This window comes from Streptomyces sp. NPDC029138, assembly GCF_055564375.1.
This window is the reverse complement of the sequence record NZ_JBVHWM010000037.1, coordinates 45511-67404: the sequence shown is the minus strand read 5'-3', so window position 1 is coordinate 67404 and position 21894 is coordinate 45511. Positions and strand designations below refer to the sequence as shown.

Here is a 21894-nt window from a genome sequence, read left to right as displayed (position 1 = left end):
GGTTGGTAAGATCGTCGTACGGCATCGCGTGTCGGTCACCGGCCGGGTGAGGCATGGAGGTGCCCGTGAGATTGCCCTCGGAGGCATTCCACACATGTCAGTCGAGTTGAACCACACCATCGTCCACGCCCGGGACAACCGGGAGTCCGCCGCGTTCCTGGCACACATCCTGGGGCTGGAGGTCGGGCCCGAGTGGGGCCCGTTCGTCCCGGTCACCACGAGCAACGGGGTGACCCTGGACTTCGCCGCCATCCCGGCGGAGTCGATCGTCATGCAGCACTACGCCTTCCTCGTCTCCGACGAGGAGTTCGACGCGGCCTTCGCCCGCATCCGGCAGGCGGGGATCACGTACTACGCCGATCCGCACGGAAAGCAGCCGGGCGAGATCAACCACCACCACGGCGGCCGGGGCGTGTACTTCATGGATCCGGCCGGACACGGCTTGGAGATCATCACCCGCCCCTACGGCAGCCACTCCCAGCCGGCCGAGTCCTGAGCGAGGGCGGGCCAGGGCCTCGGTCCGGCCCGCCCGGCCGCTCCCGACGGTGGCACGGCACACTGTGGGGGTGAACGACTACCCCCTGGTCGACCAGGACGCCGCTCCGGAGTGGTACGGCCAGCTGCGGGTGCGGGCCGACGACCTCTCCCCCGCCGACTGGCTGACCGGGCCGGGACAAGGGGCGTTCGGCACGGTGGCGGGCGTCGCCGCGCCGGGGTTCGCCGCCTACGCACGGATTCTGCATCCGGCCCAGCTGGAGGACCGGCCGGTGCGCTGGTCGACGGTGGCCGCCGCCCACGGCACGCGCGTCACACCGGTCACCCGCTGGCACGAGGTCATCGGGGCCGACCAGGACTACGTCAACCGCTCCGACCACGGCCTGCCCGGCGTGTGGGACGAGCACCCCGGGGAGGGGCCGACCCCGCCGGATGTCGCGCGGGCGCTGCTGCCCGCCCTCGCCCGGCACACGAGCACCCCGGACCGGTGCTGGTTCGGGCTGTGGTGCGGGTACGGCCGCTGGGACTGGGGCCGGTTCCCGACGTTCGAGACGCCGGGCCGGGACGAGGTCCTGCTGGCCGGCCGGCTGGCCGACGCCGTCTCCCCGGTGACGCTGGACGAGTTCGCCGAGCTTCCCGACCTGTGGTGGCCGCAGGACCGCGCCTGGATCGTGGGCGGAGACGTGGATCTGGTCAGCACCTATGTCGGCGGTTCGCCGGAGCTGATCGCCGACCTGCTGGCCACGGTGGAGCTGGAGGCCCGTCCGGTGTCCCCCGGCGACCTGGTCGGCTGAGCGGCGCTTCGAAAGGTTTCGTAATCAACCCCGAATGATGCGAGGGCTATTGACGCCCCGGCGCCCCCTCCTGTCATCCAGAGCATCCGGTGCACCGACCGTCGTTCGACATATCAAACAGCGCATGCCGCTCCTCGGTATGTCATGACCATGCCACCCATGTCATCCACTGGCACCCGCAACGATCGACCGTACGAGGAGAACCATGAAGTGTCCCCCACGGCCCGGCCGACGCCTGGTCGCCCTCTTAGGCGCGTTCGTCGCCGCCACCCTCGCGGTGACCGGAACGGCCGGCGCGCAGCCCACACCCGTGCAGGCCGGCACCCTCGGCGCCCAAGCCGCCCAGTCCGGGCGGTACTTCGGCACCGCGGTCGCCGCCGGAAAGCTGGGCGACGGAACGTACACCGCGCTCCTGGACCGGGAGTTCACAGCGGTCACGCCCGAGAACGAGATGAAGTGGGACGCCACGGAACGCTCCCGGGGCTCCTTCACCTTCACGTCCGCCGACCAGATCGTCAGCCACGCCACCGCGCACGGGCAGCGCGTCCGTGGCCACACCCTGGTCTGGCACTCCCAACTGCCGGGCTGGGTCGGCGCGATCACGGACGCCACCACCCTGCGCAGCGTCGTCCGCAACCACGTCACCACCGAGATGGCCCACTTCAAGGGCAAGATCTACGCCTGGGACGTGGTCAACGAGGCGTTCGCCGACGGCGGGAGCGGCGCGCGCCGCGCCTCCGTCTTCCAGAACGTCCTCGGCGACGGCTACATCGAGGACGCCTTCCGCACCGCGCGCTCGGCCGACGCCTCGACCAAACTCTGCTACAACGACTACAGCATCGAGAACTGGTCGGACGCCAAGACGCAGGCCGTCTACCGGATGGTGCGCGACTTCAAGTCCCGTGGCGTGCCGATCGACTGCGTCGGCTTCCAGAGCCACTTCGGCTCGTCCGGGCCGCCCGCGAGCTTCCGGACCACCCTGGCGAACTTCGCCGCTCTGGGCGTGGACGTGCAGATCACCGAGCTGGACATCGCGCAGGCACCGGCGACCGCGTACGCGGACACGGTCAAGGCGTGCGTGAACGTCGCGCGCTGCACCGGCATCAGCGTGTGGGGCATCCGTGACAGCGACTCCTGGCGCGGCGGGGAGAACCCGCTGCTGTTCGACCGTGCCGGGAACAAGAAGGCGGCGTACGGCGCCGTACTGACCGCGCTCGGCGGTACGGCGGCCACCACTCGCGCGGCCACCACCCGGGCGTCCGCCACCCCGGCGTCCGCCGCCGCACTGCCGTCGAGCTTCAGCTGGTCCTCCAGCGGGCAGCTGATCGCCCCGAAACCGGACGCCACGCACAACATCGCCGGGATCAAGGACCCGTCCGTCGTCTACTACAACGGCAAGTACCACGTGTTCGCCAGCGTCGCCAGCTCCTCCGGCTACAACCTGGTCTACCTGAGCTTCAGCGACTGGTCGCAGGCGGGTTCGGCCACGCACCACTACCTGGACCGTACGGCCATCGGCAGCGGATACCGGGCGGCGCCCCAGGTGTTCTACTACCCGCCGTAGAAACTCTGGTATCTCGTCTACCAGACGGGCAACGCGTCCTACTCCACCAACCCGGACATCAGCAACCCGAACGGCTGGAGCGCGCCGCGCAACTTCTACTCGTCCATGCCCGACATCATCAAGCAGAACATCGGCGGCGGCTACTGGGTCGACATGTGGGTGATCTGCGACAGCGCCAACTGCTACCTGTTCTCCTCCGACGACAACGGGCACCTCTACCGCTCGCAGACCACGGTCGGCCAGTTCCCGAACGGGTTCACCAACACCGTGATCGCCGCCCAGGACTCCAACAAGTACGCCCTGTTCGAGGCGAGCAACGTCTACAAGGTGCAGGGCAGCAACCAGTATCTGCTGCTCGTGGAGGCGATCGGCTCCGACGGACGGCGCTATTTCCGGTCCTGGACCTCCGGCAGCCTGGCCGGCACCTGGAGCCCTCTCGCCGCGTCCGAGAGCAACCCGTTCGCGCGGGCGAGCAACGTGTCCTTCCCGTCGGGCGCCTGGACCAAGGACATCAGCCACGGCGAGATGATCCGCGCCGGGTACGACCAGACGCTCACGATCCCCGCGTGCAGGCTCCAGTACCTGTACCAGGGCATGAACCCCAACGCGAGCGGTGACTACAACAGTCTGCCGTGGCGGCTCGGCCTGCTCACCCAGACCAACTCCACCTGCTGACAGCCGGAAGCGGGAGGTCGCCAGGGGCGGCCTCCCGCGTTCCCTCACCGTGGACCGGTGGTCACGGCGTCACGACGCCGCCGCCGAAGGTCACCACCAGGCGGCCGTCGGAGGCGAAGGACCAGCCGAGGGCGCCCGCGTACGAGGAGCAACGGGAGCCATTGGTGCCGGTCCAGAACTGGTTGGAGCTGTCGGTGTTTCCGACCGTCTTGTCGTTGGAACCGCTGACGGCGAAGCGGCACGAGGTGTTCGTCCGGAACACCGAAGTGCCCGCGTCGAACGAGAAGTTGCGCTCGGCGTTGTCGACGCCGACGTTGTCGGAGATCGTCATCGTGCCGGGGTTGCTGTTGTAGGTGAACCCGTGGTGGCCGTTCTTGTAGGCGATGCTGTGCTGGACGACGTGGTTGACCGCGATGTCGTCGCCGCCGAGCTTGTAGCCGTTGCGGTCGCCGTTGGAGTTGACGGTGCCGTCGCTCAGCGTGCCGTTGTTGTAGGACAGGGAGTACTCGATGGTCACCGGGCCGATGGCGCCGGTGTCGGTCTTGGTGTACAGGTCCCAGCCGTCGTCGATGTTGTGGTGGGAGACGTCGTAGCGGAAGACGTTCCCGGTGCCGGTGGTGAGCTTCGCGGCGAAGCCGTCGGCGTCCTCGCCGTCGGAGTCGGCGTTGTCGTGCGACTCGGAGCTGACGATCAGGTTGTTCGACGGCCACTGGGAGCTGGGCGTGCTGGAGGCGATCCGGCCGAGCTGGAGCCCGGTGTCCCGGTTGTAGGCGGTCACCACGCGCTCCACCACGTTGTCGCTGCCGCCGACATAGATCCCGTTGTCGCCGGCGTGCTCGACCGTGAGGCCGTACAGCCGCCAGCGGTTGGCGAACAGCTGGATGCCCCGGTTGGACGGACTCTCGCTCTGCGCCGAGAAGTTCAGCACGGGCTTCTCACCCGGGTAGGCGGACAACGTGGTGCGGGCGCTGGAGGTGCCGTCGCTGCCCGCCGGGATGGTGATCGTGGAGGAGTAGCTGTACGTCCCGCCGCGCAGGTAGATCGTGCCGCCAGGGGTGATCCGGCTGATGGCCGAGGTGAGGGTGGTCGGGGCCGACTCCGTGCCGGCCGCGCCGTCGGTCCCGGTCGGTGACACGTAGAGGACGGTGCCGGTGGCTGCCGTGGCCACGTCGGCGTCGAGACAGTCGAGGTTGGGCAGGCCGTCGGCCGTGGTCGGGGTGAGGCGGATCGTGTTGCTGCCCGCCTTGACCGGCACGGTGAGCGTCCTGGTCGCCCAGGTGGTCCAGGCGCCGGTGGCCTCGAACGACGCGGTGGTGGCCGTCGTGCCGTTGACGGCGACGGTGGCGGGCCGCGCGGCGGTCGCCCCGTTGGCGAAACGGATGCCCAGGGTCGCGGTGCCCGCACTGGCGGCGTTCACGGTGAACTGGGCGTACGCGCCGGAGGCGTTGGTGCCGTTGCAGAACCCACTGCCGGAGTAGCCGGTCCAGTCGGAGTCGATGGTGCCGGTGCAGACCGCGGTGGAACTCTCGGCCTCGTACCGGGTGGTGGCGGCCTGGGCCGTGGTGCCGGACAGCGCGACGAGCGCGCCGGCGAGCAGACCTGCGCATGCGAGGGCTGGTCTCAGGTGCATCGGCTTGTCTCCCTGCGGGTTGACTCGGCTATGCGGATGCGAGTGGTCCAGGGGGGTGAACCTGGCGACCGGTCATGGCATGCCATGACGGAAAGCGCTTTCCCCTGGACCTTCCCGACGGTAGGGAGACGTCATGAGCGCGTCAATAGTCGCGTACATGATTCATATTCAGATGAGTGAATCCCGGGAGAGGCGTGGGGAGTTACTCGCCAGGGGCGAGGGCGCGGGCGACGAGGGCCGCCGCGTCGGCGATCAGCGCCTCGTCCACCGGGGCGTCCGGAGCGCGCTTGCTCGACAGGACCACCAGCAGGAGAGGGGTCCGCCGGGTCGTCCAGGCCACGCCGATGTCGTTGGCGGTCGCGTAGTCGCCGGTACCGGTCTTGTCCGCCACGACCCACTCCTTCGGCAGCCCTTTACGGAACCGTGCCGAGCTGGTGGTGTTGCCCCTCAGCCAGCCGACGAACCGCTCACGGTCGGCGCGGGCCAGTGCCCGGCCCAGGGTGACGCGCTCCAGGCTCGCGGCGATCGCCTCCGGGGTCGTGGTGTCGCGCGGGTCCCCGGGGATCGCGGTGTTCAGCTCCGGCTCCCACCGGTCGAGCCGGCTCACCTCGTCGCCGAGCGACCGGTAGAAACGGGTGAGACCGGCCGGGCCGCCCAGCTCCCGGAGCAGCAGATTGCCGGCCGCGTTGTCGCTGTACTGGATCGCCGCCGCACAGAGGTCGGCCACGGTCATGCCGGTCGCCAGGTTCTCCTCCGTGCGCGGCGAGTTGGGCAGGATGTCGTGCGGCGGGTAGTGCACCACCCGGTCCAGCGGCGCGCAGCCGGCCTGGTCGCGCAGGACCGCCGCCGCGGCGAACGCCTTGAACGTCGAGCACATCGCGAACCGCTCCCCCGCCCGGTGGGCCACGGTCCGTCCGGTACGGACATTGCGCGCGTAGACGCCGAGCCGGGCACCGTAGCGTCGTTCCAGCTCGGCCAACTCGGCCTGCGCGGAGCCCGATCCGGCGTCCGGGGTGGCGGAGGCGGTGGGCGCGGAGAGCGCGGTGGTGGTCATGGCGGCGCCGGTGAACGCGAGGCCGGCCCTGATCAGGCGGCGGCGCGGCAGTCGGGTGGGGTGGTCGGGGTTGGTCATGGATGAAGTCCTCCCAGGCCGGCCCGTCATCGGGGCCGGTCTTTGGCGTCGGTCAGCCGTCTTCGACGGGGACAGCGAAACAGCGGGAGCCCACTCATGTCCAAGAGAGAACTTTGAAGACCCCATACCGTATTGATATGAGTGCGGGGTGGATCTCCTGGCACACCTGGAGGCGTATGTGGCGACGGCCGACGAGGCGAGCTTCTCCCGGGCGGCCGACCGGCTCGGGATCGCCCAGCCGCTGCTCAGCCGCCGTATCAAGACGCTGGAGGAGCACTTCGGCGGCTCGCTGTTCGACCGGACCCGGCGGCAGATCGCGACCACCGAGCTGGGGGTGCTGCTGCTCCCGTACGCCCGGGACGTGCTGGACCGGGCCCAGCGGCTGCGGCAGGTCGCCCGCTCGGCCCGGCAATCCCGGGTGTGTGCCGTCGGAGTGCCCGGCGACTGCGCCCCGGCCGCGCTGGCCCGGGCCATCCGTGCCGGCACCGAGCACGGGATCACCCTCGGCATGCGAGAACTGCCGCCCCTGGAGCGGACATCAGGGCTGGCCGACGGTTCGCTCGGGTACGCGCTGGTACGGGCCGCTCCGGAACAGGCCGCGTTCCGGGTGCCGCTGGGGCTGGCGTCCGCGCCGGGGCCGGACGGCAGCGGGAGCGGGAGCGGGTCCTCGCGGCGTACGGTCCACCTCGAAGAGCTACGGCCGCGCCGCGGTCGCACCGCCGGACCAGCCGCTCCACTGCCCCTGCTGCTCCTGCCGGAGGATCATGTGCCGTACTTCGAGGACCGGTTGGTGCGAGCGGCCGCGCGTGCCGGACTGCCCGAGAGCCGGATACGGCCGGCCGGGCCGGCGGCCACCGCGCTCGCCGAGACACTGGCCGGGAACACGCTGCTGCTGTGCGCCGAGCCGTTCGCCCGGCAGCACGGGGCCCATTGGAGACCCCTGGCCGACCAGGCCCTGCACCGGGGGTACGACGTGAGCGCCGCCCCGGGCCGCGACGGCACGGGAACCGTGCCGAACTGGCTGGCCACGCTGCTCGCGTCGGCCGTGGGCGCGGTGCCTGCCCGGCGCGGGGGGCCGGAGCCGGGGGCCGGGGACGAGGACGTTCGCGCACGACTGGCGGCTCGCGGATGAGCGGGGCAGGAGGGTCGCGGACGGACAGGGCTGGAGGGTCGCGGACGGACGGAGCCGAAGGCCCGCGGACAGACAGGGCCGAAGGCCCGCCGATGGACGGGGCAGAAGGCCCGCGAACGGACAGGGCAGACAACTCCGGGACGCACATGGCAGGGGCTCGCCTATGAACACGGCAGGTGGCTCGCCGCGAGGCACGGCGGGCAGCACCCGGATGAGCGCGGTAGGTGGCGGCTCGCGGAGGGGCACGTCAGGCAACCCGTCGATGAGCACAGCACGCAACTCCCCCATGAACGCGGCAGCGGCGCACCGGCCGGTGTACGTCGGCGACGACAGCGCCCTTCTGGATGTCGCCGAGGCCATCGCCGCGGACTGGGCCTCGCTCGGCGTCCGTGGCTCCTTCCTCGCCCGTCACCTCGACAGCGGTGAGCAACTCGGCTTCGACATCGAGGAGTCGACTCCCCTGGCGTCAGTGGTGAAGGTCCCGCTCGCCCTGGTCGTGCTGGACCGGATCGCGACCGGGGAACTCGACCCGGCCCTACCGGTGACGGTCGACCCCGGCACCAGCAGCGTCGGCCCCACCGGGCTCGCCGCTTTCCGGCACCCGGCCACCGTGGCCGTCGGCGACCTGCTCCTGCTCATGCTGTCGGTGAGCGACAACGCCGCCGCGGACGCACTGCTCGGCCTGGTGCCGGTGGCGGACGTCGACGCGCGGCTGCGCGCGTGGGGCTGCGACGGGATACGGTTGCGGCACCGTATGAACCACCTGTACGAGTGCGCCGCCGGAGCCGCCGGCAACGACTTCTCCCTGGCGCTGGAGCTGGCTGTCCGGGACGAGGGGGCGGGCCGGCACACCATCGAGACCCTGGACCCGGCTCATGCCAACGCCGGCTCTGCGGCGGCGCTCGTCGGCCTGCTGGAGCGTGTGTGGTGCGACGAGATCGCCAGTCCCGGGGCGACGGCTGAGCTGCGGCGGCTGATGGGGCTCCAGGTGTTCACGCAGCGGCTGGCGAGCGAGTTGCGGACGGACACGCTGCGGTGGAGCGGGAAGACGGGTACGTTCCTGCATCTCCGCCACGAGATCGGGGTGGTCGAGGCGGAGTCCGGGGAGCGGGTGGCGATCGCCGCGCTGACCCGGGCGGGGCGGCGGGCGGGGCTCGCCACGGACATCGACCTTGCGATCGGGGTGGCGGGGCGGGAGGCGTTCGAAGCCTTGCGGACGTAGGCGGCTGTCGCGCGTCAGCGCCGTGGGGCCGGGTCGTCGCGCGGCTGCGGGGTTCCGATGGCCGGTCGCGCCCGCGCGGCGGAGCCGCACAGGGATACAGCCCCGCGCACTTGGAGGGCGTAGTCCGGACCGGCGCTCCGTGACATCGGTCAGGGCAGCAGGCGTTGTTCCTTCGCCACCGCCACCGCGCCCGCCCGCGTGTCCACGCCGAGCTTGTCGTGGATGCGCCGCGGTCGGCGACCGGGGCGAGAGGGCCGGGCGGCCCTGGGCGGCGGCGTGGATCGCCGTGCGCGTCATGTCCCGCCTCCGCGACCCCCGTCCCACCCTCACCCCCCGAGAACGGGACATCCTCAGCCACCTTGATAGCCGGTGGCGCCCGCCTCGATGGCGCGGGTGACGTCGGCGTCGGTGTCATCGGAAGGTTCCTCGGCATGCCCAGCCGCAAGAAGCCGTCCCTCCGTACCCGCGTCCTCCTGGGCGGCGCCGCCCTGGCCGTCGCCGGTGCCGGTGTCGTCGGCACGGTGGTCGCCAACGCCGCCGACGCCGCCGACGCCACGGACGCCGCCGCTCCCGTGGCCGTCCGGAACGGCGAGCTGACCCGGAGCACGCATCTCACCCTGGACGCCGCGACGAAGGCGGCGCGCGCCGCGGTCGAGGCGGCCGAGAAGGACGGACGGCACGTGTCCGTGGCCGTCGTCGACCGCGACGGCAACACGCTGGTCACCCTGCGCGGCGATGGCGCGGGCCCGCAGTCGTACGTGTCCGCGGAGCGCAAGGCGTTCACCGCGGTGTCCTGGAACGCGCCGACCTCCGAGCTGGCCGGGCGGCCGGCGCAGGCGCCGCCCCTGAAGGACATCCCGGGCACGCTGTACCTCGCGGGCGGCACGCCGGTGACAGCCAAGGGCGCTCCGGGCGCGGGCATCGGCGTCGCGGGCGCCCCGTCGGGCGACCTGGACGAGCGGTACGCGCGGACGGGCGCGGCGGTGCTGGGCCACTGACACGCCCGGTCCCGCCGGAAAAGCGGGACGTCCGGGTCCGCCCAGCGGGGCGGACCCGGACGTCCTGTTCAACGGGTCGGGCGAGGCCGAACCGATCGGTCGGACCGGGTGGAGCCGATCGGTCAGACGAGGTCGAAGCGGTCGGCCTCCATGACCTTGTTCCAGGCGGCGACGAAGTCCTTGACGAACTTCTCCTTCGCGTCGTCGCTGGCGTAGACCTCGGCGAGCGCGCGCAGCTCGGAGTTGGAGCCGAAGACGAGGTCGGCGCGGCTGCCGGCCCACTTCACCTCGCCGGTGGCGGCGTCGCGGCCCTCGAACGTGGTCTGGTCCTCGGAGGTCGCCTTCCACGTCGTCCCCATGTCGAGCAGGTTGACGAAGAAGTCGTTGGTGAGGACGCCGGGCGTGGTGGTGAGGACGCCGAGCTGCGACTGCTGGTGGTTGGCGCCGAGGACGCGCAGGCCGCCGACGAGGACGGTCATCTCCGGGGCGCTCAGGTTCAGCAGGTTCGCCTTGTCGAGCAGCAGGTACTCGGCCGGCAGGCGGTTGCCCTTGCCGAGGTAGTTGCGGAAGCCGTCCGCGGTCGGCTCCAGCGCCTCGAAGGACTCGGCGTCGGTGTGCTCCTCGGTCGCGTCGACACGGCCCGGCGTGAAGGGCACCTGGATCTCGAAGCCGGCTTCCTTGGCGGCCTTCTCCACACCCGCGGCACCGCCGAGGACGATGAGGTCGGCCAGGGAGACCTTCTTGGCGCCGGAGGAGGCGTTGAACTCCTGCTGGACGTTCTCCAGGATGCGCAGCACCTGGGCCAGCTGGTCGGGGTCGTTGACCTCCCAGGCGCGCTGCGGGGCGAGGCGGATGCGGGCGCCGTTGGCGCCGCCGCGCTTGTCGCTGGCGCGGAACGTCGAGGCGGACGCCCACGCGGTGCTGACCAGCTGGGACACGGACAGGCCCGATTCGAGCAGCTTGGTCTTCAGGGTGGCGATGTCCGCGTCGTCGATCAGCTCGCCCTCGCGCTCCGGCAGCGGGTCCTGCCACAGCAGCGTCTCGTCCGGGACCTCCGGGCCGAGGTAGAGCGACTTCGGGCCCATGTCGCGGTGGGTGAGCTTGTACCAGGCGCGGGCGAAGGCGTCCGCGAACTCGTCCGGGTTCTCGTAGAACCGGCGGGAGATCGGCTCGTAGATCGGGTCGAAGCGCAGCGACAGGTCGGTGGTCAGCATCCGCGGGCGGTGCTTCTTGGACGGGTCGTGGGCGTCCGGGATGATCTCGGGGGCGTTCTTGGCCACCCACTGGTGGGCGCCGGCCGGGCTCTGCTCCAGCTCGTACTCGAACTCGAACAGGTTCTTGAAGAACCCGTTGCTCCACTGGGTCGGCGTGGCGGTCCAGGTGACCTCCAGGCCGGAGGTGATGGCGTCCCCGCCCTTGCCGGTGCCGTAGGTGCTCTTCCAGCCCAGGCCCTGCTCCTCCAGCGAGGCGGCCTCGGGGTCGGCGCCGACGTGGTCGGCGGGGCCGGCGCCGTGGGTCTTGCCGAAGGTGTGGCCGCCGGCGATCAGGGCGACGGTCTCCTCGTCGTTCATCGCCATGCGGCGGAACGTCTCACGGATGTCGCGGGCCGCGGCGATCGGGTCCGGGTTGCCGTTGGGGCCCTCCGGGTTGACGTAGATCAGGCCCATCTGCACGGCGCCGAGCGGGTTCTCCAGCTCGCGGTCGCCGGTGTAGCGCCTGTCGTCCAGCCAGGTGGTCTCGGGACCCCAGTAGACGTCCTCCTCCGCCTCCCAGACGTCCGCGCGGCCGCCGCCGAAGCCGAAGGTCTTAAAGCCCATCGTTTCCAGGGCGACGTTGCCGGTGAGGATCAGCAGGTCGGCCCAGGAGATGCTCTGGCCGTACTTCTTCTTGACCGGCCACAGCAGACGGCGGGCCTTGTCGAGGTTGCCGTTGTCCGGCCAGCTGTTGAGCGGGGCGAAGCGCTGCTGGCCGGCACCGGCGCCACCGCGGCCGTCGCTGATCCGGTAGGTGCCGGCGCTGTGCCAGGCCATACGGATCATCAGCGGGCCGTAGTTGCCGAAGTCGGCGGGCCACCAGTCCTGCGACGTCGTGAGCACCTCGGCGATGTCGCGTTTCACGGCCGCGAGGTCGAGCGACTTGAAGGCCTCGGCGTAGTCGAAGCCCTCGTCCAGCGGGTTGGCCACGGCCGGGTTCTTCGCCAGGATCTTCAGGTTGAGCCGCTCCGGCCACCACTGACGGTTGCCGCCACCCTGGGTCGGGTGCAGGGCCCGGTCGTGCGCGACGGGGCAACCGCCGCTCCCTCCCTCCGCCTTCGCGTCAGTGACGATCGCGTCGTGGTTCTCAGTCATGGCAATCCTTCCGAACTGTGCGGAACTCGGTGCTCAGGAACTGCGGCCGGTGGAACAGTCGGGGCACAGGCCCCAGTACACGACCTCGGCCTCGTCGATGGCGAAGCCGTGGTCGTCGGCGGCGGTCAGGCAGGGCGCGTCACCGACGGCGCAGTCGACGTCGGCGACGGCGCCGCAGGACCGGCACACGACGTGGTGGTGGTTGTCGCCCACGCGTCCCTCGTACCGGGCCGGGTGGCCGGCCGGCTCGATACGGCGTACGAGACCCACCGCGGTCAGCGCGTGAAGGGCCTCGTAGACGGCTTGCAGGGAGATGTGGCCTACGCGATCGCGGACTCCGGAGGCGATCGCCTCGACGCCGAGGTGGTCGCCGTCCCGGACGGTCTCCAGCAGCGCGACGCGGGCTGCCGTCACGCGCAGGCCGGCACCGCGGAGTTCCTCGGCGGTGGTCGGAGTCGGGGAGGCGGTCATGCGGAGGAACCTACCCTCATAAACACGAGGGGTTCAAGAAAACGAACAGTGCAATTTTGGCCGCGTGTCGTCGCCCGCCGTCCACCTCCGCGCCATCGGGGCGGAGGCTGGTCCGGGGCATGCCCGCATCATGCTGCCCCGGGTCGGCGTGATCCGCGCGGCGAGCCGGACCGTCCTCCGAACCGGTGACTCCCCGTCGCCGGTACACGCCATGGAGGACATGAATCCACACGGCACATGAACCGACCCGAGTGAGAAACTCAGAGCCCGTCATCGGGGTGACCGTCGAGAGGGACGCTCATGGACCTGGACGCCGTCGCCGACGAGCTGTACGGACTGCGGCCGGAGGAGTTCGTGGCCGCCCGTGACCGCCGCGCCCTGGACGCCCGCAAGGCCGGCGACCAGGACCTCGCCAAGGAGATCGGCGCGTTGCGGCGGCCGAGCCTGGCCGCCTGGGTCAGCAATCTGCTGGTGCGCCGGCAGCCGGAGGAGGTCCAGCCGCTGCTCGGCCTCGGCGAGGAGCTGCGCCGCGCGCACCGCGAGCTGGACGGGACGCGGCTGCGCAAGCTGGCCCGCCGGCAGAACGAGGTGATCGGCGCGCTGGGACGGCAGGCCCGCCAGCTGGCCGCGCAGGCCGGGCATCCGGTGGGCGAGGGCGTCCAGCGCGAGGTCGAGGAGACGCTGCACGCCGCGCTCGCCGATCCGGAGGCCGGGCGGGAGTGGGCGGCGGGCCGGCTGGTGAAGCCGCTCAGCTCGATGGCCGGGTTCCCGGCGGCCGACGAGGCCCTGCTCGGCCGCCGGCCCGCTCCGGAGCCGAAGAAGCCCGCCCGGGGCAAGGACCGCGAGCAGGACGAGGGCCGCAAGGAGGACAGGGGCCGGGCAGAGGACAAGGCCCGGGAGGAGGACGAGGAAGGGCGTCGGCGCCTGGCCGAGGTCCGCGAGGCCGAGCGGGAGCTGCGCGCACGGGAGGAGGAGGCCGACGACGCCGCGCGGGTGGCGGAGGAGGCCCGCGCCCGGCTGGCCGACGCGGAGGAGCGGGTGCGTGAGCTGCGGGAGCGGCTGCGGGACGCCGAGGAGGAGCAGCGGCGGGCGCGGGCGGCCGAGCAGGACGCGCGGGATCTGGAACGGCGGACCGGCCGGGCCGTCCGGGAGGCTCGGCGCCGGGCCGAGAGGGCCGCCGCGCGGTCGGAAGGGCCGGCCGCCGACGCGGGTTCTCGCGACTGACGGCGTGGGCCCTTCGACGGCGTCAGGCAACCCCCTGGCCCATTGCGAGCGCAAGCCCAAGGGGGCCGGCTCAGTGCCGGTCCCCTCGGTGACGGAACTGGAACTATCGGCCGTGGCCACCCCCACCGTGACCGCCACCACCACCGTGACCGCCACCACCGTGACCGCCACCACCGCCATGGCCGCCACCGCCGTGACCGCCTCCGTAACCGCCATGGCCTCCATGGCCGAATCCGTCATGGCCGTATCCGCCGTGGTCATAGCGGCCGTAGCCGTGGTCGCCGTACCAGCCGTAGTCATCGTCGTTGTACCGGACGTTGTCATAGCCCCGTCCGTAGCCGCCGTGACCACCGTGGTCATCGACGGTGGAGTGGGCTGCTGCCGGGGAGGCCGGAGCGGCGGAGGCCGACGCCGCGGCACCACCCAGCGCGAGGGTGAGACCCGCGACGGCAGCGAGAGGCCACTTCGCAAAACGCATAACTAGTCTCCTGCGTAGACGCTCTGAACGACTTTCTTCAGATGTTTTGGACATGAGGGACCGTCAGACCGTCGGCCGGGCATGCGAGTTGGCATGGACGGCGGCCCGCACACACGGACACCAATGCGAGTAATGTCCGTTTGATCCCCTTATTTCCTTTTCAACCGTGCGTCGGCCGGGATGAAGGGGCAAGCGCCGAGAGGGGTAGTGGCTCTACCCCCCTGCGGGGAGCATCACCCTGAGCGGAACCTCGGCGGGTACCGGCCTCAGCCCCTCGGGTAGAGCCACCGCCGCAGGGCCCGGCTGAGCCAGGGCATGACGGCGTACGTGAGCAGGGGTGCGAGGACCACCGGGAACACGAGGGTCCGCCAGGGCAGCGGCCAGCCATGGAAGTACTCGGCGACCAGTCCGTCGTAGAGCAGCGCGAACGGATAGACCGCGAGGATCGTGACGAGGGACATCTTCCACCGCGCGGGAGGATGGACAGGCGCTCCCGGCACGTTGAACCAGGTCTCCAGGCCGGTGGTGGTCAACTTCGGCCGTACGGAGCGACCGAACGGCCGTACGCGGTCCTCCCACGCGGCTCGCTCCGGCGAGGCGAGCCAGCGGTCCAGCGCGGCGGTGTCGGCGAACCGGACGACCGCGTAGTAGCGCCTGCCCTCCCCCTCGGGCCGCAGCCAGGTGACCCCGAGGTGACCGGTGAACACTGCCGCCGCCGCCTCGACCCCGTGCGCCCAGCGCTCGAACTCGGCGCCCCTGCCCGGCTCCACCTCCCAGGTGAAGACCACGGTCACCGCTTCATGAACCTCCGACGCGATGTCTCTCATACCGGAATCGTACGGTTGCGACTGTTTTGAGGCGGTATGAGAATGAAACTGCCCCTTTATTGGAGGTGACCCATGTCTGTACACGGTCCATCCCTCACCCAACGTGGGCAGACGCTCGCGGAGCGGGGCCCGGGCCCCGTCAGGGTCACCCTGTCGGTCAACGGCGTGCGGCATTCCCTCGAGATCGAGCCACGCGTCAGCCTGCTCGACGCACTGCGCGAACACCTCTCCCTCACCGGCGCCAAGAAGGGCTGTGACCAGGGAACCTGCGGGGCCTGCACCGTCTGGGTGGACGGCACCCGGGTGCTGGCGTGTCTGACGCTCGCCCTGACGTGCGAGGAACGTGAGGTCACCACGATCGAGGGGCTCGCGGAGGGCGACGAACTGCACGCCATGCAGCAGGCGTTCATCACCGAGGACGCCTTCCAGTGCGGCTACTGCACGCCGGGTCAGATCATGTCGGCCGTCGCCCTGCTGAAGGAGGGACACGCCGGCGACGACGCCGAGATCAAGGAGTGGATGAGCGGCAACATCTGCCGCTGCGCCGCCTATCCGCACATCCGGGCCGCGATCCGCGCCGTCCGCGACGGAACCTAGGAGCCCTTCCGTGCAGCCGATCACCTACTCCCGGGCCACCGACCCCGCGACCGCGGTCGCCGCCGTCAGCGCCGACCCCACCAGCGACTTCCTCGCCGGCGGCACCACCGAGATCGATCTGCTCCGCCAGAACGTCCTCCACCCCCGGCGGCTCGTGGACATCAATCACCTCCCGCTGACCGGCATCGAGCCGACCCAGGAGGGCGGCCTGCGCATCGGAGCCCTCGCCCGGATGAGCGAGGTCGCCGCGTCGCCCGTGGTGCGCGAGCGCTTCCCGCTGATCTGCCAGGCCCTGGAGCTGGGCGCCTCGGCGCAACTGCGCCACATGGCGTCGATGGGCGGTAACCTCCTGCAACGGGTGCGGTGTTCGTACTACCGGGACGCGCGGTCACCGTGCAACAAGCGCGATCCGGGCACGGGCTGCTCGGCGCTGGAGGGGTTCAGCCGTGGCCACGCCGTCCTCGGCACCAGCAAGCACTGCATCGCCACTCACCCGTCGGACGTGGCCGTGGCGCTGATGGCGGTGGACGCACGGGTGCACACCCTGGGTCCCGGGGGCGAGCGGACCTATGCCTTCGACGACTTCTTCCTGCTGCCCGAGGACTCTCCGCACCGTGAGCACCCGATGGAACACGGTGAGTTGATCACAACGATCGAGGTGCCCCCGATGCCCGTGGCGCGCCACTCGCTGTATCTGAAGGTGCGGGACCGCGAGAGCTACGAGTTCGCGCTCGCCTCGGTGGCGGCCGCGCTGTCACTCGTGAACGGCACGGTGGCGGACATCCGCGTGGCGCTCGGCGGCGTGGCGACGAAGCCCTGGCGGGCGCAGCGGGTCGAGGACTTCATGATCGGCGCGCCGGCGAACCGCGTCAACTTCGCCCAGGCGGCCCGGGCCGAACTGGCCGCCGCCCGGCCGACCGCCATGAACGCGTTCAAGGTCGAACTCGCCCAGCGCGCCATCGTGCGCGCCCTGGAGACCCTCACCGGCGACGGCACCGGGAGCCCGGCATGACGACCGCGACGGCCATCGGACAGCCTCTCGACCGCGTCGACGGCCGGTCCAAGGTCACCGGCAGCGCCCGGTACTCCGCCGAGATACCGATCCCCGGCACGGTCTACGCCTGCCTGGTCGGGTCCCGCGTCGCGAGCGGCCGCGTGACCGAAATCGACACGAGCACCGCGCTGGCGGAGGACGGCGTGCTCGCCGTCCTCACCCACCAGAATCTGCCGAGGATCGCGGAGCAGCCGCCGCTCATTCCCTCGCTGGCCGGCACCGCGGCGCCCGGCCAGACGTTCTTCCCCATGCAGGACGACGTGATCCACTACGCGGGCCAGCATGTCGCGATCGTCGTGGCCGACACCTGGGAGCGGGCCCAGCACGCGGCGAGCGTGCTGCGCGTCCGGTACGAGGAGACGCCGCCGTTGATCACCCTCGACCAGGGCCGCGACCAGGCATATGTGCCCGATCGCATCTTCGGCGGCTGGCTGCCGGGCCGGATCCGGCGCGGGGACGTCGAGGCGGGCCTCGCCGAGGCGGACGTACGGGTGGAGGCGACCTACACGTACGCCGCGAACAATCACAACCCCCTGGAGGCGTCGGGCACCACCGCCGTGTGGGACGGCGACGAGCTGCTGCTGCACGACTCGACGCAGGGCGTCAACGCCACACAGATCACCGTCGCCCGGCTGCTCGGGATTCCGCTGTCGAAGATCCGGGTCGTCAGTCACTACGTGGGCGGCAGTTTCGGCTCCAAGGCCATGATCCACGACCATGCCGCGCTGGCCGCGCTGGCCGCGCGCGAGGTCGGCAGGCCGGTCAAGCTGGTGCTGACGCGCGAGCAGATGTTCACGTCGGTCGGGCATCGCGAGGAGCAGGAGCAGACCATCGTCCTGGGCGCGGCGCGTGACGGCCGGCTGACCGGGGTCAGGCACCACAAGCTGTCACCGACCTCGCACTTCGACGACTGGGCCGAGCCGTCGATCGGCGTCTCCTCGGAGATCTACGCCTGCCCGAACTTCGACGGCGTCTACCGGATCTTCCGGGCCAACACGATGACCCCGACGTTCATGCGGGCGCCCGGCGAGGCGAGCGGCATGCTCGCGCTGGAGTGCGCGATGGACGAACTGGCCCAGGAACTCGGCATCGACCCGATCGAACTGCGCCTGCGCAACCACGCGGACGTGAGCCCCTCCTCGGGCCTGCCCTGGTCCAGCAGCGGCCTTCGCGAGTGCTACGAGCGGGGTGCCGCGCGCTTCGGCTGGGCGGGCCGCGACCCTCGGCCGGGCGTGCGCCGCGAGGGGAACTGGCTGATCGGGACGGGCATGGCCAGCGCCGGCTATCCGGTCGCCCCGCCGGCCAGTCCGCAGCGGGCGCGGGCCCGCGTCTACGCCGACGGGACCGCCGTGGTCCAGGCCGCCACCCCCGACTTCGGCACGGGTGTCGCCACGGTCATGACCCAGGTCGCCGCCGACGCTCTCGGCCTGCGGGTGGAGCGCTGCCGGTTCGAGAACGGCGATACGGACCTGCCCACCATCGCGGCCGCGGTGGGTTCCGCGGGCGCGGGCATGATCAGCGCCGCCGTGCACAGTGCCGGGACCGCTCTGCGGGACCAGCTCGTCCGCCGCGCCGTCGCCGACGCCGGCTCCCCGCTGCACGGTGCCGACCCGGCCGACGTGGTCGTGCGGGACGGGGTGATGACCGCCGGGACCGCGTCCGATTCGTACGCCGGTCTGCTACAGCGCGCCTTCCAGCCCGACGCCGAGGCGCTGGGCACGTGGAGTCCGCCGGGACAGGGCACCGAGTTCGCCATGATGACGTTCGGGGCGCAGTTCGCCGAGGTGGCCGTCGACCCGGAGCTGGGACTGGTACGGGTGCGGCGCATGACCGGGGCCTTCGCTCCCGGCCGGGTGCTCAACCCCAAGACTGCCCGGAGTCAGCTGATGGGCGGCATGCTCTGGGGCCTCGGCCAGGCGCTGCTGGAGGCCAACCACATGCACCCGCGCACCGGGCACTGGGCCAACGCGAGCCTGGGCGAGTACCTGGTCGCCGTCAACGCGGACGCCCCCGACGTCGACGTGGAACTGGTCGAGGTCGACGACAGCGCGGTGAACCCGCTGGGCGTCAAGGGCGTCGGGGAGATCGGTCAGGTCGGCGCCGGGGCCGCGATCGCGAACGCCGTCCATCACGCGACCGGCCGCCGGGTGCGGCGGTTCCCGATCACCATCGAAGACCTGCTGTGACGTCCGGCCGGGCCGGGCCGCGCGGCTCCGTCCGTCAGCCGGCGGCGGGCGCTCCGTCGCGTTGTACGACCATCATGGCCATGTCGTCGTGGACCAGTCCGCCGGCGTGGTCGCGCAGGTCGGCGACGATCTCCCGCAGGAGGGGGCCGGGGTCGAGATCGGACAACTTCGCCAGGCGTTCGGCGAGCGGATAGAACGTGCCGTCGCTGTCGCGGGTCTCGGTGACGCCGTCGGTGTAGAGCAGGATCCGGTCCCCGGCGTGGAAGGGGAAGGTCGCCGCCGTGTAGGTGGTGTCGGACAGGGCGCCCAGACCGAGCGGCGGGGCGGGGTCGGTGACATGGAGCGCGGTGGCGGTCCCCGCCGAACGGCACAGCAGGAGGGGCGGCGGGTGCCCGCAGCTGATCATGTGCACCACCGGCTGGTCGTCCGGGATGTCGAGCACGACGGCGGTGACGAACCGTTCCCCGACGTCCGGATCGACCTCCGAGAACTCGTTGAGGCCCCAGTGGACGGCGTCCTCCACATAGGCGACGAGTTCCGGCAGCGGGACCGGGCGGTGGGCGGCGGCGCGGAAGGCGCCCAGGACGATGGCGGTGTCGCTGATGGAGGCGAGGCCCTTGCCGCGGACGTCCCCGATGACCAGGCGGGTGGAGCGGGAGGTCCGGGCCGCGGCGTAGAGGTCGCCGCCGATGTAGGTGTCGGCCTCGGCACTGTGGTATTCGCTGGCGAGGGACAGCGGTCCGGTGCGGGTCGGGAGCGGACGCAGGACGACGCGCTGTGCGGTGTCCGAGACGGCCCGCGCTCTGAGCAGTTCCCGCCCGCGCCGGTCCCGCAGGTGGGTGAAGGCGACCAGGAGCGCGCAGAGCGCCGCGAGCGTGCACAGTTCGACCAGCACGCTCTCGGTGACGAGGGTTCCCCGCTCCGTCCCGGCGGTGATCAGCGCGAGGACGGCGAGGACGCCGACCAGCGTCGTGGGTCTCGGACCGTAGGCCATGGCGGTGAACGCGGTGGCGACGACCAGGAGGTGGGCGAGATGGATGTCCGGCGGCAGGAACGCGTCGGCCGTCGGGATGGCGATGACCAGCAGCAGAGGGACGGCCAGCCAGAGCGGGTGGGGTGATCCCCGGTTCCAGGCCGAAAGGACCTCGGTGGTGGATGTCTTCGTCGTCGCAGCCGTCACGTCGTGCTCCGGTCCGTGGTGCGGGATCCGTTGGTGCGGAATCCAGGTGTGGCGCCGTCGTCGATGAGCCGGGTGAGCCACTCGGCCAGCAAGGCTCCTTCCGCCGGCGTGAGCGACCGCGGAGGGTCGCGACGCAGCAGTGCCGCCAGGGTGGTGGCGGCCCGCCGCGTGCTCACCGGCGGGGACGCGTCGCACACGGACGCCTCCGGGGTCAGAACCCCGGCCAGCACCACGTCCCTGACCTGCGCCGACAGGTCGGCGTCGGGCCGCGGGCCGGGCCGGGTCAGCAGGGTGAGGGCGACACCGGTGTTCGCGGAGATCACGATGTCGGCCGCCCGGTCCGGCTCGACCGCCAGGCGCCCGGCCTGTGCCACGCGCTCCAGCGTGGCGTGCGTCAGCGCGTGCATCTCACTGATCGCCTTGGGTACGCAGGCCGGTCCGGGGGCGGCCATCAGGCGGTACAGATTGGGGTGCTCCAGGGCGAACTGGGTGTGCTGGTCCCAGCCACGCCGTAGGTCCGCCACCGGATCGGCGGTCGGCTCGGCGGCCCGTTTGGCGGCCAGATACCGCGCGAACCCGTGATCCACGACCGCGGCCAGGAGGCTGTCCTTGTCGCCGAAGAGGCGGTAGATGACAGGCTGCCGCACGCCCGCCTGCTGGGCGACGCCGCGGGTGGCCACGTCTCCGGTCGGTGACGCCTCCAGCAGCTCGGTCGCCGCCTCAAGGATCAGCGATCTGTTGTTCATGTTATCAACGATACCAAGAGACTATTTAATTGGGACATACCCTGTTTTTCCTGGATTCGACAGGACCCGGGACACCCGCAGGACGGGAGGCGAGGAGCCGTGGCGAGACCGATCTGGACCGGTGTCCTGACCTTCGGGCTGGTCACCCTGCCCGTGGGGCTGTACACCGCCACCGAGGACCACACCGTGCACTTCCACCAGCTCCAGCGCGGCACCTCGGACCGCATCCGCAACAAGCGGATCAACGAGCGCACCGGCAAGGAGGTCGCCACCCACCGGATCGTCAAGGGCTACGAGCTGGACGAGGGCGAGTACGTCGTCGTGCAGCCGGAGGAGCTGGAGGAGATCGCGCCGGGGCGGTCGAAGGTGATCGACCTGGCCGGGTTCGTGGACCTCCACCAGGTCGAGCCGGTCTACTTCGACCGCACGTACTACGTCGGCCCGCGCGGCAAGGAGTACGTGAAGGTGTACGAGCTGATGCGGGCGGCGCTGGACCGCGCGGACAAGGCCGGGATCGCCACCCTCACCATGCGCGGCAAGGAGTACCTGACCGCGCTGCGCGCACAGCCGACCGTCCTGGTGCTGCACACCCTGCACTGGGCCGACGAGGTCCGCGACCCCGCCGACGTGGTGGATCTGCTGCCGGAACAGCACGCCAGGGCGGACAGCAAGGAGCTGCGGACGGCCGAGCAGCTGATCGACGCCCTCAGCATCGACTGGGACCCGCGCGAGTACCGCGACACCTACGAGGAGCGCGTCAAGCGGCTGGTGGAGGCCAAGCGCACGGGCGAGGAGGTCGTCGGCGAACCGGAGCCGCCGGAGGCGACCAACGTCATCGACCTCATGGAGGCGCTCAGCCGCAGCGTCGAACAGAGCCGGTCCCGGGGCCGCGGGGGCGGCGACAGGAAGCCCGCCGCCCGAAAGCAGACCGCCCGCGGGAAGCAGACCGAACAGACCAAGCAGGCAAAAAAGGCCAAGCAGGGCGAGCGGTCCGAGGCGGCCGAGGATCTCGCGTCCCTGTCGAAGGCGGAGCTGTACGAGCGGGCGGGCGCCGCGGGCGTACCGGGCCGGTCGAAGATGAACCGCGAGCAGCTGATCGAGGCCCTGGGCCGGCCGGGTGCCGCGGCCTGAACCGGGTCAG

The 21894-nt window shown here is 71.3% G+C and carries 18 protein-coding genes and 2 pseudogenes; 12 read left to right on the top strand and 8 right to left on the bottom strand.

The genetic code is table 11. The features are described 5' to 3' along the window. Nucleotides 1-94: 94 nt before the first annotated feature. The 3 genes and pseudogenes from ACZ4WH_RS26135 to ACZ4WH_RS26125 all read left to right on the top strand — a co-directional run bounded on the left by ACZ4WH_RS26135 (nucleotide 95) and on the right by ACZ4WH_RS26125 (nucleotide 3528). A complete protein-coding gene (locus ACZ4WH_RS26135) occupies nucleotides 95-496 on the top strand; it encodes a VOC family protein (RefSeq protein WP_468184658.1) in 402 nt (133 codons plus the stop codon). Nucleotides 497-566: 70 nt separating this feature from the next. Beyond that, a complete protein-coding gene (locus ACZ4WH_RS26130) occupies nucleotides 567-1289 on the top strand; it encodes a hypothetical protein (protein ID WP_468184656.1) in 723 nt (240 codons plus the stop codon). Nucleotides 1290-1494: 205 nt separating this feature from the next. Continuing rightward, nucleotides 1495-3528 (top strand): annotated as a pseudogene (locus ACZ4WH_RS26125) (glycoside hydrolase). A gap of 61 nt (nucleotides 3529-3589) precedes the next feature. Here ACZ4WH_RS26125 and ACZ4WH_RS26120 read toward each other — a convergent pair. After that, entirely contained in the window at nucleotides 3590-5158 is a 1569-nt protein-coding gene (locus ACZ4WH_RS26120) for a carbohydrate-binding protein (RefSeq protein WP_468184653.1), read from the bottom strand. A gap of 202 nt (nucleotides 5159-5360) precedes the next feature. Next, the gene (gene bla / locus ACZ4WH_RS26115; protein WP_468184723.1) at nucleotides 5361-6212 is read right to left on the bottom strand and encodes a class A beta-lactamase; all 852 of its coding nucleotides are present in this window, start codon (nucleotides 6210-6212) and stop codon (nucleotides 5361-5363) included. 226 nt (nucleotides 6213-6438) lie between these two features. Between bla and ACZ4WH_RS26110 the strand changes: the two genes are divergently transcribed. Together ACZ4WH_RS26110 and ACZ4WH_RS26105 are read left to right on the top strand one after the other, a co-directional pair. Continuing rightward, a complete protein-coding gene (locus ACZ4WH_RS26110) occupies nucleotides 6439-7422 on the top strand; it encodes a LysR family transcriptional regulator (protein ID WP_468184651.1) in 984 nt (327 codons plus the stop codon). A gap of 262 nt (nucleotides 7423-7684) precedes the next feature. Beyond that, the gene (locus ACZ4WH_RS26105; protein ID WP_468184648.1) at nucleotides 7685-8644 is read left to right on the top strand and encodes a serine hydrolase; all 960 of its coding nucleotides are present in this window, start codon (nucleotides 7685-7687) and stop codon (nucleotides 8642-8644) included. 149 nt (nucleotides 8645-8793) lie between these two features. On the opposite strand, the pseudogene ACZ4WH_RS26100 reads toward ACZ4WH_RS26105, so the two are convergent. Then, nucleotides 8794-8874: pseudogene (locus tag ACZ4WH_RS26100) on the bottom strand (DNA-binding response regulator); the annotation flags it as partial. A 201-nt stretch (nucleotides 8875-9075) separates the two neighbouring features. Here ACZ4WH_RS26100 and ACZ4WH_RS26095 point away from each other — a divergent pair. After that, nucleotides 9076-9642, top strand: coding sequence for a GlcG/HbpS family heme-binding protein (locus tag ACZ4WH_RS26095; protein WP_468184646.1), 567 nt, complete (start codon nucleotides 9076-9078; stop codon nucleotides 9640-9642). 122 nt (nucleotides 9643-9764) lie between these two features. On the opposite strand, the gene katG is transcribed toward ACZ4WH_RS26095, so the two are convergent. Together katG and ACZ4WH_RS26085 are read right to left on the bottom strand one after the other, a co-directional pair. Then, a complete protein-coding gene (gene katG / locus ACZ4WH_RS26090; protein WP_468184644.1) occupies nucleotides 9765-11990 on the bottom strand; it encodes a catalase/peroxidase HPI in 2226 nt (741 codons plus the stop codon). Nucleotides 11991-12023: 33 nt separating this feature from the next. After that, nucleotides 12024-12461 carry a Fur family transcriptional regulator gene (locus ACZ4WH_RS26085; protein WP_468184641.1) on the bottom strand — a complete coding sequence of 146 codons (438 nt, stop codon included), beginning with the start codon at nucleotides 12459-12461 and terminating at the stop codon, nucleotides 12024-12026. Nucleotides 12462-12761: 300 nt separating this feature from the next. Here ACZ4WH_RS26085 and ACZ4WH_RS26080 point away from each other — a divergent pair, with 300 nt between their 5' ends. Further along, nucleotides 12762-13685, top strand: a complete 924-nt coding sequence (locus tag ACZ4WH_RS26080) for a hypothetical protein (RefSeq protein ID WP_468184639.1) — start codon at nucleotides 12762-12764, stop codon at nucleotides 13683-13685. Between the two features lie 112 nt (nucleotides 13686-13797). Beyond that, complete coding sequence (locus ACZ4WH_RS26075; protein ID WP_468184636.1) at nucleotides 13798-14169, top strand: hypothetical protein; 372 nt, start codon at nucleotides 13798-13800, stop codon at nucleotides 14167-14169. A gap of 260 nt (nucleotides 14170-14429) precedes the next feature. Here the strand turns inward: ACZ4WH_RS26075 and ACZ4WH_RS26070 are convergent, their stop codons facing one another. Beyond that, entirely contained in the window at nucleotides 14430-14990 is a 561-nt protein-coding gene (locus ACZ4WH_RS26070) for an antibiotic biosynthesis monooxygenase (protein WP_468184634.1), read from the bottom strand. 165 nt (nucleotides 14991-15155) lie between these two features. Between ACZ4WH_RS26070 and ACZ4WH_RS26065 the strand changes: the two genes are divergently transcribed. Genes ACZ4WH_RS26065 through ACZ4WH_RS26055 form a run of 3 tightly spaced genes read left to right on the top strand, consistent with a single transcriptional unit; the run spans nucleotide 15156 to nucleotide 18827 of the window. Further along, entirely contained in the window at nucleotides 15156-15587 is a 432-nt protein-coding gene (locus ACZ4WH_RS26065; RefSeq protein WP_468184631.1) for a (2Fe-2S)-binding protein, read from the top strand. Between the two features lie 10 nt (nucleotides 15588-15597). After that, nucleotides 15598-16599: an FAD binding domain-containing protein gene (locus ACZ4WH_RS26060; RefSeq protein ID WP_468184628.1), complete on the top strand. Its 1002-nt coding sequence runs from the start codon at nucleotides 15598-15600 to the stop codon at nucleotides 16597-16599. Further along, nucleotides 16596-18827 (top strand): xanthine dehydrogenase family protein molybdopterin-binding subunit, encoded by a 2232-nt coding sequence (locus ACZ4WH_RS26055; RefSeq protein WP_468184625.1) that lies wholly within the window; start codon nucleotides 16596-16598, stop codon nucleotides 18825-18827. The genes ACZ4WH_RS26060 and ACZ4WH_RS26055 overlap by 4 nt, the downstream gene beginning before the upstream one ends. Nucleotides 18828-18861: 34 nt before the next feature. Here the strand turns inward: ACZ4WH_RS26055 and ACZ4WH_RS26050 are convergent, their stop codons facing one another. Together ACZ4WH_RS26050 and ACZ4WH_RS26045 are read right to left on the bottom strand one after the other, a co-directional pair. Next, nucleotides 18862-20007, bottom strand: coding sequence for a PP2C family protein-serine/threonine phosphatase (locus ACZ4WH_RS26050; RefSeq protein ID WP_468184622.1), 1146 nt, complete (start codon nucleotides 20005-20007; stop codon nucleotides 18862-18864). Beyond that, on the bottom strand, nucleotides 20004-20753 hold the full coding sequence (locus tag ACZ4WH_RS26045; RefSeq protein WP_468184620.1) for a TetR/AcrR family transcriptional regulator: 750 nt from the start codon (nucleotides 20751-20753) through the stop codon (nucleotides 20004-20006). Before ACZ4WH_RS26045 ends, ACZ4WH_RS26050 begins: the two co-directional genes overlap by 4 nt. A 99-nt stretch (nucleotides 20754-20852) precedes the next feature. On the opposite strand from ACZ4WH_RS26045, the gene ku reads away from it, so the two are divergent. After that, nucleotides 20853-21884, top strand: coding sequence for a non-homologous end joining protein Ku (ku, locus tag ACZ4WH_RS26040; RefSeq protein ID WP_468184617.1), 1032 nt, complete (start codon nucleotides 20853-20855; stop codon nucleotides 21882-21884). Nucleotides 21885-21894: the final 10 nt, after the last annotated feature.